Source organism: Ruegeria sp. CDSB136 (assembly GCF_059610965.1).
Map to the genome: position 1 here is coordinate 75984 of NZ_JBXWOP010000008.1, position 15815 is coordinate 91798.

Consider the following 15815-nt stretch of genomic DNA (forward strand, 5'->3'; position numbering starts at 1 on the left):
TTACATTCACCCCAGGATGCCGGGCAAGCGCAGGCCATGTTCCCGGGCGCAGTCTTTTGCGATGTCATAGCCGGCGTCCGCGTGCCGCCAGACACCCGAGGCCGGGTCGTTCCACAGGACGCGCTCAAGCCGTTTTGCGGCCGCATCCGTGCCGTCGGCGCAAATCACGACGCCTGCGTGCTGGCTGAACCCCATTCCGACCCCGCCACCGTGGTGCAGCGACACCCATGTGGCGCCTGAGGCAGTATTGACCAGCGCGTTCAGCAGCGGCCAGTCACTGACGGCGTCCGAGTCATCCAGCATTGCCTCTGTCTCGCGGTTGGGTGATGCGACCGAACCGCTGTCCAGATGGTCGCGACCAATGACGACAGGTGCTTTCAACTCGCCGTTCCTGACCATTTCGTTGAAGGCCAGCCCGGCGCGGTGACGGTCGCCCAGCCCGATCCAACAGATGCGCGCGGGCAAGCCCTGGAAGGCGATACGCTCCTGCGCCATGTCGAGCCAATTGTGCAGATGGGTGTTCTCGGGGAACAGTTCCTTCATCTTGGCGTCGGTCTTGTAGATATCCTCGGGGTCGCCCGACAGCGCACACCAGCGGAACGGGCCAATACCACGGCAGAACAGCGGACGGATATAGGCCGGGACAAATCCGGGGAAGGCAAAGGCGTTTTCCAAACCCTCATCCTGTGCCACCTGCCGAATGTTGTTGCCATAATCCAATGTCGGAACGCCTGCGTTCCAGAAATCGACCATGGCGGCCACATGTTGTTTCATCGAGGCCCGTGCCGCTTTTTCGACCGCCTTGGGATCGGTTTCGCGCTTGTCTTTCCACTGTGCCATGGTCCAGCCCAGGGGCAGATAACCGTTGACCGGGTCATGCGCCGAAGTCTGATCGGTGACGATATCGGGACGCATGCCGCCGGCCTGCATCCGGGCATAGATTTCGGGGAATATTTCGGCGGCATTGCCGAGGAGGCCGACGGATTTCGCCTCTCCCGCTTTGGTCCAGCGGTCGATCATCTCAAGCGCCTCGTCCAGCGTCTCGGCCTTTTCGTCCAGGTATTTGGTGCGTAGGCGGAAATCGATGCTGTCGGGATTGCACTCGACCGCTAGACAGCAGGCTCCGGTGAAGACGGCGGCCAGAGGCTGTGCGCCACCCATGCCGCCCAGGCCGCCGGTCAGGATCCACTTGCCTTTCAGATCGCCGCCATAATGCTGACGTCCGGCCTCGGCGAAGGTTTCGTAAGTGCCCTGAACAATGCCCTGCGTGCCGATATAGATCCACGAGCCGGCGGTCATCTGGCCGTACATCATCAGGCCCTTCTTATCGAGCTCGTTGAAGTGATCCCAGTTGGCCCAGTGCGGCACAAGGTTCGAGTTGGCGATCAGCACACGTGGAGCATCGGCATGGGTGCGCACGATGGCCACCGGCTTGCCGGACTGCACCACCAGCGTTTCATCCTCTTCCAGATCCATGAGGCTGGCGACGATGGTGTCAAAATCTTTCCACGTCCGCGCTGCGCGCCCGATGCCGCCATAGACCACCAGTTCATGCGGGTTTTCAGCAACGTCCGGGTGCAGGTTGTTCATCATCATCCGCAGGGGGGCTTCGGTCATCCAGCTTTTGGCGTTCAGCTCAGGGCCGGTTGGCGGAAAGATATCGCGGGTGTTCTTGCGGGGGTCGGTCATGGGGCAAGCTCCAGTGCAGTGTCTTGGATGGCGTCCAGAATGTCGGAAAGCCAGCGGCGCAGGCGGGTGGCCTTGCGGTCGTCATAGGACCAGGGCGGGCATTCTGTGGTCAGGTAGGTGGATTGGGCCAGTTCCATCTGAATGGAGTGCAGGCCTTCGTCGAGGCGGCCGTAGTGCCGGGTTGTCCACCCGCCCTTGAACCGCCCGTTCAATACGGTGCTGTAAGGGGACGAGGCGGCAAACTCATGGGCAATGGCCTCGATCTGGGGCGCGCAGGTTGTCCCGCCATTGGTACCCAGATTCATGTCCGGCAGGACACCGTCAAACAGGAATGGAATGTGGCTGCGGATCGAATGACAGTCATACAGAACCGCAATTCCATGAATTGCCTTCACCCGCGCCAGTTCGGCCTCGAGCGCTGCGTGATACGGCGCATGGAACGTTTCGCGGCACTCGGTGATCTCTGCCTCGGAAGGTGGCTGGTCCCAGATGTCATTCCCGTCGAAATCCGTCAGCGGCACCAGCGTCGTGGTGTTCTGCCCGGGGTAGAGAGACACGCCCGACGGATCACGGTTGGCATCAATCACATAACGGTGGAATGTGGCCCGCACCGTGGTGGCCCCCGGAAGAAGCCCGTCGTAAAGTCGGTCAATATGCCAGTCCGTATCGGCCAGTTCCCGGCCGCGGTCGTTCAGCCTGGCCTTGATGTCAGGCGGCACGTAGGTGCCCGTATGGGGCAACCCAAGCACAAGGGGGCTGTCGCCCCGGATGATTTCCACCGGATGGGTCATGCGCCAAGCCCGGGCATTTCTATCTCTGTGCCATTGGCAATCTCACCACTGGCAATCAGAACCGAGGCGGCTTCGATATCCGGGGCGGTATAGCGGTCATCGCCAAGGGGAGGAACCACCGCGCGCAGACGCGCCATCACGCCCTGCAGGGTTTCACTGGTGGGCAGCGGCGCGCGGAACTCGATCCCTTGCGTGGCGCAAAGCAGTTCGACCCCCAGAATGCGTTCCAGATTGGTCACCATCTGCCCCAGACGTCGTGCACCATGAGCGGCCATGGACACGTGATCCTCCTGATTGGCCGAGGTCGGGGTAGAGTCGGTCACGCAGGGGTTGGCCAGATGCTTGTTCTCGCTCATCAGGGCGGCGGTGGTGACCTCGGCAATCATAAGCCCCGAGTTCAGCCCAGGATTGGGGGTCAGGAAGGGCGGCAGGTCAAAGCTGAGCACCGGATCGACGATCAGGGCGATACGGCGCTGCGCAATGGCCCCGATTTCCGCAATCGCCAGCGCGATCATATCGGCGGCAAACCCCACGGGTTCAGCATGGAAATTGCCACCCGAGACGATGAGCCCCGCGTCGGCCAGCACCAGCGGGTTGTCGGTCGCGGCATTGGCCTCGATCTCGAGCGTCGTGGCGGCCTGTCGCAGGACGTCCATCGCGGCACCCACGACCTGCGGCTGGCAGCGGATGCAATAAGGGTCCTGCACCCGCGTGTCGCCCTCGCGATGACTGTCGCGGATCACCGATCCGGCCAGCAATGCGCGCATGGTGGCTCCGGCCTCAATCTGGCCGCGATGGCCCCGCAATGTGTGAATCTCGGGCTGCAATGGCGCGGTTGACCCCATAATCGCGTCGGTGGTCAGCGCCGATGTCACCAGCGCGCTTTGAGCGGCCTGCCACGCACCAAAAAGACCGGCCAAAGCAAACGCGGTCGAAAACTGGGTTCCGTTGATCAGGGCCAGACCTTCTTTGGGGCCAAGTTCGACCGGGGTCAGACCGGCTGCGGCCAGTGCTTGGTCGCCCGGCATCACGGTGCCGCCAAACTCGGCCTCGCCTGCGCCCATCATCACCGCTGCCATATGCGACAAGGGCGCAAGATCACCTGACGCGCCCACGGACCCCTGCGCTGGGATCACCGGTGTCACGCCCTTGTCCAGCATCGCCTCAATCAGGTCGATCAGTTCCAGCCGCACACCGGATGCACCGCGCCCGAGGCTGAGCAGTTTCAGCGCCATCATCAGCCGCGCATGGGCGCGCGGAATGGCCGGCCCCACCCCACAGCAATGGGACAGGATCAGGTTGCGCTGCAGGGTCGCCGTATCTTCGGCCGCGATCTTGACGCTGGCCAGTTTTCCAAACCCGGTATTGACCCCGTAAACCGCCGCTTCGCCCGCTGCCGCATCGGCAATGCGCGCATGGGCAGCTTCGATACCGGGGCGGCAGGTCGGGTCCAGCCGAACCGCGCATTCTTCCCGGTATGCCTGTTCCAGTTGCGCCAGAGACACAGAGCCGGGGGTGAGTGTCAGGGTGGTCAATTGAGTTCTCCGAGTATGCGGGAATGAAGCGGGTTGAAGCCGATGCGATAGGCCAGTTCAGCCGGGTGCGTTGCATTCCAGACGGCAAGATCGGCGCGCAAACCGGGGGCGATACGGCCGCAATCGTCCAGGCGCAGTGCGCGGGCCGCATGGGTGGTGACACCCTGCAGCGCCTCTTCGGGCGTCATCCGGAACAGGGTGCAACCCATGTTCATCGCCAGCAAAAGCGAGGTCATTGGCGCAGAACCCGGATTGCAATCAGTGGCCAGCGCCATCGGTACCTTGTGCTTGCGCAGCAGGTCGATTGGCGGGGCTTGTGTTTCGCGCAGGGTGTAGAAGGCCCCGGGCAAGATGACGCCGACCGTGCCGGCAGCCGCCATGGCCTGAACGCCGTCCTCGTCCAGATATTCAATGTGATCGGCTGAGATCGCCCCGTAGGATGCGGCAAGTTTCGTGCCGCCCAGATTGGACAACTGTTCGGTATGGCATTTGATCGGCAGTCCCAATTCTGTGGCCGCATCGAACAATGGCACCAGTTGCTCGGGCAGGAACGCAATCCCTTCGCAGAAGGCATCCACCGCGTCCACCAACCCTTCCGCATGGGCGGCACGCAGGGTCGGAATGCAGATTTCGGTGATATACGCTTCGGGGCGGTCCTGATATTCAACCGGAACTGCATGGGCGCCCAGAAAGCTGGTCACGACCCGGGCAGGGCGATGTCGTGGCAGCGCCCTTGCCGCGCGCAGCATGTTCAATTCGGTTTCTTTATCCAGCCCGTAGCCGGATTTGACCTCGATCACCGAAACACCTTCGGCCAGCATCGCATCCACTCGTGGCAGCGCCTGCGTGACCAGATCCTCCAAACTGGCAGAGCGCGTCGCCTTTACGGTCGAGATGATGCCACCGCCTGCACGCGCCACTTCTTCATAGCTGGCGCCGTTCAGCCGCATCTCGAACTCGACCGCGCGGTGGCCGCCAAAGACCACATGCGTATGACAGTCAATAAATGCAGGTGTCACCAGTCGACCCTCGAACGAGGTCCGGGGCAGCGCTGCAAATTCAGCGGGCAGTTCGGTCTGCGGACCGACCCAGGCGATACGGCCATCCACAGCCGCAATCGCGGCATCCTCGATCAGACCATAGGCATTGGCAGCTTCCAACATCGTCGCTGCGTGCAGATCGGTGAACAGATGATCGCGGGCCTGCATTCGAATACCCCTCCCCTGCAATTCTCTCTTTTCTGGTACAGGTCTTTATGTCATATGTCTATCCATAAAGCGGAGACACACATGACAGCCATATTCGCAAATCGCGCCCTGCTGCCCACTGGCTGGGCAGAGAACCTGCGGCTTGAGGTCGAAAGCGGGCGGATTGCGCGCCTGACCCCGGATTCCGCGGCGTGTGATGAAGATACCCGCGTCGACATTCTGCTGCCTGCCTTGTCGAACCTGCACAGTCACGCCTTCCAGCGCGCCATGGCCGGGATGACCGAGTATCGTCTGGCCGGTCGCGACAGTTTCTGGACCTGGCGCGATTTGATGTATCGCTTTACCGGCCACCTCAGCCCCGAACAGGTTCAGGCCATCGCGGCGTTGGTTTATCTTGAGATGCAGGAGGCCGGATATGCCGCGGTCGGCGAATTCCACTATCTGCATCACCAGCCGGACGGGACGCCTTATGACCGCCTTGCCGAGTTGTCGGACCGGATCATGGCCGCTGCCGCCGAGACCGGGATTGGACTGACGCATCTGCCGGTGCTCTATTCCTATGCGGGCGTCGGGGAAAAGCCGCTGGAGAGTGGCCAGCGCCGCTTTGGCAACGACGTGGACCGTTTCTGCAAATTGGTGGAGCAAGCCCGTGGCGCGCTTGGTGATCTGCCAGATGACTGCCGGGTCGGCATCGCACCGCATTCCCTGCGTGCCACCTCGCCAGCAGATTTGGCGCAGGTTATCGCCGCGCAGGGCGCTGGCCCGATCCACATTCACATCGCCGAACAACCGAAGGAGGTTGCTGAAGTGCAGGCGGGTCTGGGTGCGCGCCCGGTTGAATGGATGCTGGACAATGCGCCGGTCGATGCCAACTGGTGCCTGATCCACGCCACGCATATGACTGAGGCCGAGACCTGCGCCATGGCTGGCAGCGGTGCCGTTGCGGGCCTCTGCCCCGTGACCGAGGCCAATCTGGGCGATGGTCCCTTTAACGGCCCTACTTACCTAATTGCAAACGGCGCCTTTGGCGTGGGTTCGGATTCCAACGTGTTGATATCCCTGACTGAAGAGTTGCGCACACTGGAGTATTCCCAGCGTCTGCGCGATCTGTCGCGCAATGTGATGGTCGTAGGTGAGGGCTCGGTCGGGCGGACGCTTTATTGCGGCGCGGCAGAGGGTGGCGCGCAGGCGCTTGGCCGCGATGCGGGGCAGATTGCCGAGGGCAAGCTCGCCGACCTCGTGGCTTTGGACGGCCAAAACCCAGCCTTGTGTGCCTTGCGCCCGGACCAGCTTCTGGACGGGCTAGTATTTGCCGCAAAGGACCATGTGGTGACAGATCTGTGGTCTGCCGGCCGCCATCGCGTGCAAAATGGCCGCCACGTGGCACGGGACCAGATCATCTCCGGCTACCGGGCCGCCATGGCCGGGCTTTTGTCTGGTCTCTAGGCCCGAACCTGTGCAAATCGGACAGACAGGACTATGGCATCAGGGGCCGGAGTGACGGTTAAGGCGTCTTCCGGCCATTCCGCCTCTCCCGCGATCAACTGAGCACCAACTGATGTGACAGCCATACCCTTCGCAACAAAGACGAAGCTAAACGGTGCCACATCGAAATGTTGTGCACCGATATGAACATCCACGCTGGCCGTGATAGCCTGCGGATCGTAAATCACATTGAATGCCCGGCACGGCCCGCCCAGCAGCCGCGCATTCAGCGGCAACGCCCCATCGAAATACAGCGGCTTGAACGGCCGGGCCTTATAAATGTCGGTCGAGCCTTGCAAATTCAGCCCGGCCCCGTCGATGATCGTGTGCACCCGCGCCAGACCCGGAAAGCGCGAGAATGGCCCGTCACGGCCGATCTCGGCAACGCTTATGCGCCAGGCGAGTTGATTTTTGATCCGCTGGACGGCCAGTTCACGGGTCACGCCACCGCCATTGGCCCAGGGGGCGGCTGCCGTCTCCTCAAGCCTGATACGCATGCGGGTCAATTTCTTTGCATGTTGTCATTAATCTGGACATAATATGAATATGAGCAAAATGATATAGTGAGCAGAACTTGACCGAGCAGAAAAACATAGGCTTTCAGGCGATCCGCGATGAAGTGCTGAACCGCATCCAGACGCGTATCTGGCCGCAGGGCAGCCTGCTGCCGACCGAGCTGGAACTGGCGGCTGAGTTCGGTTGCGCCCGCGCAACGGTCAACCGGGCCCTGCGCGAACTGGCAGATCAGGGGATCGTCACCCGAAAACGCAAGGGCGGCACCCGCGTGGTCACTATGCCGGTCAAACAGGCAAAACTGCCCATCACCGTGGTTCGTCAGACCATCGAAGAGATGAATGCCGAATACCGTTATGCGCTTGTCAGCCGAACTGTCATTGCCTGCCCGGCCTGGCTGCAGGCCAAGTTAGGCCTGCCCGAGGCGGCGCAGGTCCTTCATCTGTCCTGTATGCACCACGCCGACAACCGCCCTTTCCAGTTCGAAGAGCGTTGGATCAATATCGACGCCGTGCCCCATGTTGCGAACGAAGATTTTCTGACCGTTGGCCCCAACGAATGGCTGCTGGCTGAAGTGCCATTTTCAAATGCGGAAATCGCATTCTCGGCCGTCCCCGCCACAGGCGCGTTGCAGGACTTTTTGTCCGTCCCGTCCGGAACACCGCTGTTCCAGCTGGAACGCACGACATGGTTTCAGAACAAACCCGTCACGTTCGTGCGCATGACATTCCACCAAGGTTATCAGATGCGCACAACCTATTGACCGCGGCCGCCCTCAGGCATTGTCCGGCAGTCGAAGAATACGGGTATATCCCAGTTGAAACCTGTTCAGCTTGAGACCAGCCTTCTAATGCCGACGCCTCAGGTTTCCGGAACAACACGCACAGATGCATTTCCCATCAATGAATTCATTCAAGCGCGAAACAGAACTACTTACCTGAGCAGGAATTCTCTGGCGCAAATGCGCAGCAGCCAGTTGCGGAACTGAGTGACCGCACGCGACCCGTCGGCGCGGTACGAGGTCAGCAGGTAGTAGGCATTGCCGGTCGGAAGGCTCAGATCAAGGGGAGCGACCAACTGGCCCTTGCGCCGGCTTTCCTCACCAAAGGGGCGGCGGTCCATGGCCCAGCCCAGCCCGCTTTTGGCGGCCTGCAGGGCGTTCGAGCGATTATCCATCTCGGCGACCGGTTTCCATGAAATCTCGCTCAGACCAGCTGCTGAAAACCAACGGCTCCATTCATTCGCGTGGTGGTGGCTGCTGATCAGCGGCTCGGACTGCATCTCTTCGGGCAGTGGAATGCTGCCTCTGGCCTCCAGATAATCGGGGGCGCAAACCGGCTGGATGATCTCATCGAACAGCTTGACGCAGCGTGCCTCCTGCGGGGGTTTGTCGGCAAAGACGATCGCCATGTCGACGTCACTGCCTGCAAGGGTGATTTCCTCTGGCATGGTGATGATTTTGACGGTCACGTTCGGCGCTGCCTCGCGCAGATTGGGCAGGTTCGGGATCAGCCACATGTTGGCCAGTGACTGGTACATATGGACCGACACGGTTTGCCCGCTCTTGTCGCCGGTATATTCGGCGAAGGCGGCATCAAGCGTGTCCAGGGCTTGGCGCACGGGGCCGAACAGCGCTTTCCCTTCGTCTGTCAGTTCGACGCTCTGATGTGCTCCGCGCTTCAATAGGGTCGCGCCGACAAAGGTTTCGAGTGACCGGATCTGATGGCTCACGCCCGACGCGGTGATATTGAGCTCGCGCGCGGCTTCGACGTTGCGCCCCAGCCGCACGACGGCTTCGAACGCGCGAATGGCGGCAAATGGCGGTATCTTGCGTGACATCTGAACATCCGGTTAAGGGCCAACGTGCGGACCCTAGAACAAATGATACGCTGCTCCCAGCCCTGTCCCCTTATACGGGAGCCGTGCACAGATCAAACAGATGCCGCAGGTCTTGTGCCGACAGTTGATCGAACTGCGCGGACAGGTCGCGGATTTCTTCGGCTCGGGATTCCTCAAGAACCGGAGCGGCGAGCATGCGGAACTTTTGGGTGATCTGGTCGTCGCTGAGTGCCATGTCCGCGTCACCGCGCGGTGTGCGGGGCTCATCCACGATCCGCTGACCGTTCCTGAGGATGATTGTCACCTGCGCCCAGCGTTTGTCGGTACTGATGCGGGTCATTTCCGGATCATCTATCAGCTTGATGGTGCGGCTTACGCGCAGGATGTCGGGGTCGCGTAGGGCTTCGGCGCTCAGTTCGTCGACGCCCACCTGACCGCGTACGAGCATCGCGGCGACGGGAAAGGCGATTGCATAGGCGAACTCATCCTGAGTTTGCGGTTCGTGACCGGCCAGCCGTGTTGCATAGTGGAAGGTGCGGATTTCGACGCTGTCCACCTGTTCGTGGGTGAAGCCGTGTTTCTGCATCATGTCGTGTACGGAATCGAGCGAGGGATGGGCCCAGCGGCAGCAAGGATAGGCCTTGTAATGCGTGTGGTCGACCAGCCGCCAGCCGATGCCCAGATCGGCCCAGAATTCCGCGCCGTCTTCGCCCTCGCAGGTCAGCGCCGGGGCACCGGTGAACCCTTCCATTGCAAGATAAGCCGCCGTCACCCCCGAGGGCGCGCCCCAACCGACGCCATCGCGAACCATGGTGGGATGGTCGATGCAGCGCATCATCTGGCTGCGGGGGCCGTGGTATTCCCCGATCCCTGCGGCCTGCCGGATCTGTTCCGCGTTACCACCCAGCAATTTGGCTCCGGCGGCGGCGACCCCAACGGCAGTCCACGCGCCCGAGGTGTGATAATCAGCGCAGGTTGCGTGTTGCACCAACCCGGCACGGTAGGAGACTTCGTATGCGGTGGCGAGGATTGCGGCAAAGCGCCTGCCGTCGATCTGATTGCCGCTGGCCTGTGCCATTGCGATCATCGCCGGGAACACGGCTGAACCCGCATGACCTTTGCACGGGGTGGTACCGTCATGGGCGTCGATACTGTCCACTGTGAATGCGCCGGCCATGGCGGCCCCGACAGGGCTGACCGAGCGGCCATCCATCAGAATCCTCGCCGAACCGGATGAGCCCGCCCCGAATATCATCGGTGCAACGCGGCGTACGATGCCCGACAACTCGGTGGTCACGCCGACGGCCGCCACGCCGATCGTGTCGACAAAGGACCGGCGCAGCGTCCACAGGACGGTTTCGGGCAGATCATCATGGCGCAGATTGGCGGCGAACTGGTCGAATCTGTGTCCCATCAGCTCAGCAAGTCCACGGCGGATTTCATGCGCTTCAAACCTTCCGATATGTTGTTTTCAGACGTTGCGATTGACATGCGAAAGAACGGATCACATGAAAATCCGGGCCCGGGGACCACGACGACCCCGTGTTCCAGAAAATAGGCCGCCAGTTCGGTCGAGCTGGTCAGTATCTTACCCTCGGGCGTCCGGCGTCCAAGCAGTCCGCCGCAATCGGGCATCAAATAGAACGCGCCGCCGGGGCTCTGTGTTTGCAGCCCTTCGATTTCGGCCAGCCCGGTCAAAGCCTGATCGCGGCGCTTCTGGTAGATGGCGCACCAGTTCTTCAGGAATTCCTGCGGCCCGGTCAGAGCCGCCACCGTCGCCGCCTGACTGATCGAGCACGGACCGCCATTGGTCTGGCTGAACAGGCTGCGAATACCGTTGGTCCACCATTCGGGCCCACCGGCAAACCCGATGCGCCAGCCCGTCATGGCGTAGGATTTCGACACGCCGTTCACAGTCAGTATCCGCTGCTGCAGGTCCGGCGCGACAGCAGCCAGTGTCGCGAATTCCGCGCCATCGAAAATGATGTGTTCGTACAGATCGTCCGAGATCACATAGACCTGCGGATGGCGTCTGAGGACCACGGCCAGCGCCTCCAACTCGGTGGCCGAATACACGGCTCCGGTCGGATTGGAGGGTGAGCAGATCATCATCAGCCGCGTCCGGGGTGTGATTGCCGTTTCAAAAACTTCGGGCGTCAGTTTGAAGCAGCTGTCTGCAGTGTCGACCAAAACCGGCGTTCCGCCCACGGCCTGCACCATACCCAAGTGAGAGGCCCAGAGTGGCACAGGCAGGATCATCTCGTCCCCTGGGTTCAGGACCGCCTGAATGGCGGTTGCCAGCAACGGCTTCGCGCCTGAACAGACGATGATTTCTTGTGCCGAGAAGGTCAGGTTGTTGTCGCGGCGGAACTTTTCGATCACGGCCGCCTTGACGGCTCCGTTTCCGTCGGTCGGGGTGTACCGGGTGTCGCCCGCCCGAATGGCGGCAATCCCGGCCGCGCAAATATGGGCGGGGGTGTCGAAATCCGGTTCGCCCACGGAAAAGTCGATCAGATCGGCCCCGGCCTGCCGCATTTCGAAGGCTTTGTTGAAGACACCGATGATCGGTGATGCGGGCAGCGCGTCGACCAGTCGGGACAGCATTATGATGCCTCCGCCAGATCGGTCAGGGTCAGATTTGGGCCAAGACTGTCGGGGCCAACAAGAATATGGATGACGGCGGCTTTTCCGGATGCCATTGCGCGTTCCAGCGCGGGTGCGAAATCGGCGGTCGTCTCCACCCGCTCGCCATGTGCGCCATAGCCTTGCGCGACGACCGCGAAATCGGGGTTTGTCAGTGAGGTGCCCGAAGTACGTCCGGGATGCTTTCGCTCCTGATTGGTGCGAATGGTGCCGTACATGCTGTTGTCAACGATGATGAAAATAGGATCGAACCCATATTGAATTGCCGTCGCTACCTCTTGCCCGTTCATCAGGAAATCTCCATCCCCGGCGATGTAGACGGCTGGTGCATAGGGGTGCACCACCTTGGCGGCGACCGCCGCCGGAACGCCCATTCCCATCGCGCCGGAAATCGGGGCCAGAGCGCCCAGAAACTGACGGTAGTCGAAATGGATGTTGGGCCAGTCGGCCGCGTTGCCCGCACCGGTGGTCATAGTAGTTTCCCGAGGCAAAGTGGAGTTCAGCACGCGCATCACTTCGGCCATGTCGACCGGACCGCGTTGGACAGGCAGGGCGCGCATCGCCTGGTAATCGGCACGCGCGCTGGCAGGCGAGTGGCGTTTTGCGACTGGCAGTAAGGCCAGGGATTTTGCAGCTTCGTTCGGGTCGGCCAGAATGGGCAGGTCGGCCTGATAGAGCCGCCCCAGATCCTCGGGACCCGGCAGGATGTGGACAAGCTTGCAATTCGGTTGGGGCGATTGGATGAGGCTGAATTTCAGTGTGGTCCCGTCATTCAGGCGCGCGCCCAGTGCGATCACCAGATCAGCAGATGTCGCGTATTCATTTGGCATCGGATTGCCGCCAAAACCCAGATTCCCGATAAAATTGGGGTGGTCATGCGGAAACAGACCCTGGCGGCGGAACCCTACGGCAACCGGAAGCCCGTGGTCTTCGACAAAGCGGATCGCGGCTGCATGCCCCTCTTCGGTCCAGCAGGTGCCGCCCAACAGCAGCAGCGGGCGCTCGGCTTCGGCCAGAAGCGCGGACACCTGTTCAAGATCGGCAGGTGTGGGTGCGGGAGGGGTCAGTTTGACCTGTGGCAGATCGGTGGCGTCGGTCAGTTCGGCCAGCATATCCTCGGGCAGGGACAGCGCCACCGGGCCGGGCCGTCCCGAAAGGGCGGTGCGAAAGGCGCGGTTCACATATTCCGGGATGCGGGCGGGATCGTCGATTTCGGCCACCCATTTCACCATATGGCCCAGAAACCGACGGTAATCGACCTCCTGAAACGCCTCCTTGTCGCGATGAGTGCGTGGGATCTGACCGATCAGCAGGATCAGCGGGGTCGAGCCCTGTTGCGCAGTATGTACCCCGATGGAGGCATTGGTCACCCCGGGGCCCCGTGTCACGAAACAGACCCCGGGCTTGCCTGTGGCGTCCGAATACGCCGCCGCCATGAAGGCCGCGCCGCCCTCTTGCCGTGTCGTGTAGTACTTTAGTGTGTTCGAGCAATCATGCAGCGCATCCAGGGCCGCAAGATAACTTTCACCGGGGACACCGAAAATGGCCTCAACACCGTTGACCCGCAGCATGTCGATCAAAACCTGTCCGCCTGTCCGCATCACATTGCCTCCTGTTTCAGAGTCCATGTTTTTCAGTCGGAAGCAAAGATCGAAACTGAATTCTTCACGCCGGGATTGAGGTAAATTCATCCCGAAGGGGCGCCCGGAAAAACATCCAGGCCGTGCGACGTGCAAACGGGCGGCGCATGCCTACTCCGGGCCATGTCATGGGTGCATTTGTGTCGACCTTAGCCTTGATAATCCCATTTACACATCAACGCGCTGATCCGCGGCATCGAAGAAATGCAGGAATTCTGGTGCAAGGTGCAACCCAATTGTTGCGCCAGGCTGCAATTCGGTATCACCGGTGATGCGGACTGTAACTTTGTCTTCGCCACCACAATCGAGGATCAGGAATGTGTCTGCGCCAAGATACTCAATAACCTCGATAACGCCATCACACTGACCTGCACCTTGTGCCACGACTGTTATGTGTTCGGGGCGGATACCCAACCGTGTCGCAGCCACAGCCCGATCATAGGTGCCACTGCCACCCCCCGAAAGGCGGTAAAAACCATTGTCGGTCGTGCACGGCAGGATGTTCATTTTCGGGCTGCCGATGAATTGGGCTACGAACAGGTTCGCTGGACGCTCATACAACTCGCGCGGAGTGCCGACCTGAGCGATATGACCGTATTCCAGCACGACGATCCGGTCTGCCAGCGTCATCGCCTCGACCTGATCGTGCGTGACGTAGATCATGGTTCGTTTCAGGTTCTGGTGCAGCTTGGCGATCTCGTAGCGCATTTCGACGCGCAACGCGGCGTCGAGATTCGAAAGAGGTTCGTCAAACAGGAACGCGGTGGGGTCGCGCACAATCGAGCGGCCGATGGCGACACGCTGGCGCTGACCACCTGAAAGGTCCTTTGGTCTGCGTTCCAGAAATGGCGTCAGTTTCAGAACTTCGGCAGCCTTGCTGACCTGAGCGTCGATGTCTGTTTTTGGGGCACCGGCAACCTTCAGCGAAAACCCCATATTCTCGGCCACGGTCAGATGGGGATAAAGGGCGTAGGATTGAAACACCATGGTTAGCCCGCGTTTCGAAGGCGGGTGATCGGTGACGTCGTTGTCGTTGATCAGAATTGCGCCGCGCGAAGTGTCTTCAAGGCCGCCGATCATCCGCAACAGGGTGGATTTACCGCAGCCCGATGGGCCGACGAACACGATGAACTCACCTTCGTCTATGTCAAGGTCAATGCCCTTGATGACCTGAACGTTACCAAACCACTTTTCGACCGCGTTGAGCTTGATGCTGCCCATCAGTTCCTCCCTGCCCAGATCAGCCAAACGGCGGCTGTCCATGTAAACGAATTCCCGCCCGCGGGACTGCCGGTATTGGGATCGAAGTATTCAGCAAACCCGAAATTGGAAATCAACGCGGCGGTTTTGGCGCGCAGGTCTTCCGCCTCGGCCTCATGGCCCATTTCGGCAAGGCCAATGCCGATCATCATGTTCATGATCGCCCAGGTTGGTCCGCGCCAGTATCGGCGGGGATCGAATTTCGGGCTTTCTGTGTCGTGGCTGGGAATAGGGTGCGGGACCGTTTTCTGAACTTTTCTGAGCCTTTCCAGCATTTCGGGCGACTCGATGCCGGCAAACCAGCACATGAAGGAAGCGTTCGAGATACTGTTCGCCCAGTCGCCGCTATGGGCATCGCGCGAGTCAAAAGACCCCAGATCGGCATTCCACAGCGACCGCGCGCCCTCCTCCAGCCGGGCGATGTCGTTGCTCAAGCCGTCGGTTTCCAGACCGAGTTCGGTGCCTACGGCCAACAGATCGCGGGCCGCGCGTAAGGTGGTGAAGGTCATTGTCGGGTCCGCCACGCGGAACGGGTTCTTGCTGAGCAAGGTCTTCTGATCCCATCCGGCTTGGCGTCCGATCTGAACCAGCTTGATGTACCGGTCATAGTCGAACTTGGTGGGTCGGTCATCGCTGTTGACGTGGCTTGTGTCCCGGCGGACATATTCGCCAACGTCCGAGGCGTCCATACGTGCCATCGCCTTGTCCCAGTCCGGGGCGTTGTCGCGGCCCGCCTCCCAGGGGTGGGTGGTGCAGACAGCCCCCAGATCGTCCAGCCGCCATTTCATGATCCAACTGTGCCAGGCCAGCATGGCAGGGAACAGCGCGCGAATACGAGCTTCGCCCAGTGTCCGGTCCTTGTCCCAGATAAGGCGCGCCATGGTGGCCGCAATGGGTGGCTGGATGATGCCCGACGACGGGATCGGGCCGTTGCACCCCCAGACATCCGGACCGGGGAAATACCCAGGATCGGGTTTGTGAAACAGGATATGCGGGACCATCCCGTCAGCCCATTGTCCCGAGAACAGCGTCTCAAGCTCAATCCAGGCGCGATCTATGTCAAATTCGGCAAACCCAAGCGCGGCGATCGCGCTGTCCCAGTTCCATTGATACGGATACAGCCCTTCGGTCGGGATGGTGTAGCCTCCCCGGTCATTGGCGATCAGGATATTGCGCGCCTCGCGGTCGGGGTTCGTATGTTGGTTCATCTGT

Annotated in this window: 13 protein-coding genes; 2 read left to right on the forward strand and 11 right to left on the reverse strand. The window is 61.0% G+C overall.

What is annotated here, in order from left to right; genetic code table 11:
• Positions 1 to 6: 6 nt before the first annotated feature.
• The 4 genes from hutU to hutI are packed head-to-tail and all read right to left on the reverse strand — an operon-like array spanning position 7 to position 5223.
• Entirely contained in the window at positions 7 to 1689 is a 1683-nt protein-coding gene (hutU, locus tag AC2FIR_RS10400) for a urocanate hydratase (RefSeq protein WP_496745319.1), read from the reverse strand.
• Positions 1686 to 2480 carry an N-formylglutamate deformylase gene (gene hutG / locus AC2FIR_RS10405; protein WP_496745321.1) on the reverse strand — a complete coding sequence of 265 codons (795 nt, stop codon included), beginning with the start codon at positions 2478 to 2480 and terminating at the stop codon, positions 1686 to 1688. Before hutG ends, hutU begins: the two co-directional genes overlap by 4 nt.
• Positions 2477 to 4015 carry a histidine ammonia-lyase gene (gene hutH, locus AC2FIR_RS10410; protein ID WP_170614029.1) on the reverse strand — a complete coding sequence of 513 codons (1539 nt, stop codon included), beginning with the start codon at positions 4013 to 4015 and terminating at the stop codon, positions 2477 to 2479. Before hutH ends, hutG begins: the two co-directional genes overlap by 4 nt.
• Complete coding sequence (hutI, locus tag AC2FIR_RS10415) at positions 4012 to 5223, reverse strand: imidazolonepropionase (RefSeq protein ID WP_170614030.1); 1212 nt, start codon at positions 5221 to 5223, stop codon at positions 4012 to 4014. Before hutI ends, hutH begins: the two co-directional genes overlap by 4 nt.
• Before the next feature lie 81 nt (positions 5224 to 5304).
• Between hutI and AC2FIR_RS10420 the strand changes: the two genes are divergently transcribed.
• On the forward strand, positions 5305 to 6669 hold the full coding sequence (locus AC2FIR_RS10420) for a formimidoylglutamate deiminase (protein ID WP_496762303.1): 1365 nt from the start codon (positions 5305 to 5307) through the stop codon (positions 6667 to 6669).
• Here AC2FIR_RS10420 and AC2FIR_RS10425 read toward each other — a convergent pair.
• Positions 6666 to 7205 (reverse strand): HutD/Ves family protein, encoded by a 540-nt coding sequence (locus AC2FIR_RS10425; RefSeq protein ID WP_496745325.1) that lies wholly within the window; start codon positions 7203 to 7205, stop codon positions 6666 to 6668. The genes AC2FIR_RS10420 and AC2FIR_RS10425 overlap by 4 nt on opposite strands.
• Positions 7206 to 7282: 77 nt before the next feature.
• Here AC2FIR_RS10425 and hutC point away from each other — a divergent pair, with 77 nt between their 5' ends.
• A complete protein-coding gene (gene hutC, locus AC2FIR_RS10430; protein ID WP_496745327.1) occupies positions 7283 to 7984 on the forward strand; it encodes a histidine utilization transcriptional repressor HutC in 702 nt (233 codons plus the stop codon).
• A 170-nt stretch (positions 7985 to 8154) separates the two neighbouring features.
• Here the strand turns inward: hutC and AC2FIR_RS10435 are convergent, their stop codons facing one another.
• The 6 genes from AC2FIR_RS10435 to AC2FIR_RS10460 form a co-directional block, all read right to left on the reverse strand.
• Positions 8155 to 9060 (reverse strand): LysR substrate-binding domain-containing protein, encoded by a 906-nt coding sequence (locus AC2FIR_RS10435; protein ID WP_170678742.1) that lies wholly within the window; start codon positions 9058 to 9060, stop codon positions 8155 to 8157.
• A 70-nt stretch (positions 9061 to 9130) separates the two neighbouring features.
• Positions 9131 to 10474, reverse strand: coding sequence for an MmgE/PrpD family protein (locus AC2FIR_RS10440; protein WP_496745329.1), 1344 nt, complete (start codon positions 10472 to 10474; stop codon positions 9131 to 9133).
• Positions 10474 to 11664, reverse strand: a complete 1191-nt coding sequence (locus AC2FIR_RS10445) for a pyridoxal phosphate-dependent aminotransferase (RefSeq protein WP_496745330.1) — start codon at positions 11662 to 11664, stop codon at positions 10474 to 10476. Before AC2FIR_RS10445 ends, AC2FIR_RS10440 begins: the two co-directional genes overlap by 1 nt.
• Positions 11664 to 13304: a thiamine pyrophosphate-dependent enzyme gene (locus tag AC2FIR_RS10450; protein WP_496745332.1), complete on the reverse strand. Its 1641-nt coding sequence runs from the start codon at positions 13302 to 13304 to the stop codon at positions 11664 to 11666. The genes AC2FIR_RS10445 and AC2FIR_RS10450 overlap by 1 nt, the downstream gene beginning before the upstream one ends.
• 207 nt (positions 13305 to 13511) lie before the next feature.
• Positions 13512 to 14564, reverse strand: coding sequence for an ABC transporter ATP-binding protein (locus tag AC2FIR_RS10455; protein ID WP_480492416.1), 1053 nt, complete (start codon positions 14562 to 14564; stop codon positions 13512 to 13514).
• A complete protein-coding gene (locus tag AC2FIR_RS10460) occupies positions 14564 to 15811 on the reverse strand; it encodes an MGH1-like glycoside hydrolase domain-containing protein (protein ID WP_496745334.1) in 1248 nt (415 codons plus the stop codon). Before AC2FIR_RS10460 ends, AC2FIR_RS10455 begins: the two co-directional genes overlap by 1 nt.
• Between the last annotated feature and the right edge of the window lie 4 nt (positions 15812 to 15815).

What these genes read in the sequence shown, in the direction of transcription:
- AC2FIR_RS10435 (WP_170678742.1), bottom strand. Translation starts at nt 9,060, where the DNA reads ATGTCACGCAAGATACCGCCATTTGCCGCCATTCGCGCGTTCGAAGCC.
- AC2FIR_RS10440 (WP_496745329.1), bottom strand. Translation starts at nt 10,474, where the DNA reads ATGGGACACAGATTCGACCAGTTCGCCGCCAATCTGCGCCATGATGAT.
- hutU (WP_496745319.1), bottom strand. Translation starts at nt 1,689, where the DNA reads ATGACCGACCCCCGCAAGAACACCCGCGATATCTTTCCGCCAACCGGC.
- AC2FIR_RS10455 (WP_480492416.1), bottom strand. Translation starts at nt 14,564, where the DNA reads ATGGGCAGCATCAAGCTCAACGCGGTCGAAAAGTGGTTTGGTAACGTT.
- AC2FIR_RS10420 (WP_496762303.1), top strand. Translation starts at nt 5,305, where the DNA reads ATGACAGCCATATTCGCAAATCGCGCCCTGCTGCCCACTGGCTGGGCA.
- hutG (WP_496745321.1), bottom strand. Translation starts at nt 2,480, where the DNA reads ATGACCCATCCGGTGGAAATCATCCGGGGCGACAGCCCCCTTGTGCTT.
- AC2FIR_RS10425 (WP_496745325.1), bottom strand. Translation starts at nt 7,205, where the DNA reads ATGCGTATCAGGCTTGAGGAGACGGCAGCCGCCCCCTGGGCCAATGGC.
- AC2FIR_RS10445 (WP_496745330.1), bottom strand. Translation starts at nt 11,664, where the DNA reads ATGCTGTCCCGACTGGTCGACGCGCTGCCCGCATCACCGATCATCGGT.
- AC2FIR_RS10460 (WP_496745334.1), bottom strand. Translation starts at nt 15,811, where the DNA reads ATGAACCAACATACGAACCCCGACCGCGAGGCGCGCAATATCCTGATC.
- hutI (WP_170614030.1), bottom strand. Translation starts at nt 5,223, where the DNA reads ATGCAGGCCCGCGATCATCTGTTCACCGATCTGCACGCAGCGACGATG.
- AC2FIR_RS10450 (WP_496745332.1), bottom strand. Translation starts at nt 13,304, where the DNA reads ATGCGGACAGGCGGACAGGTTTTGATCGACATGCTGCGGGTCAACGGT.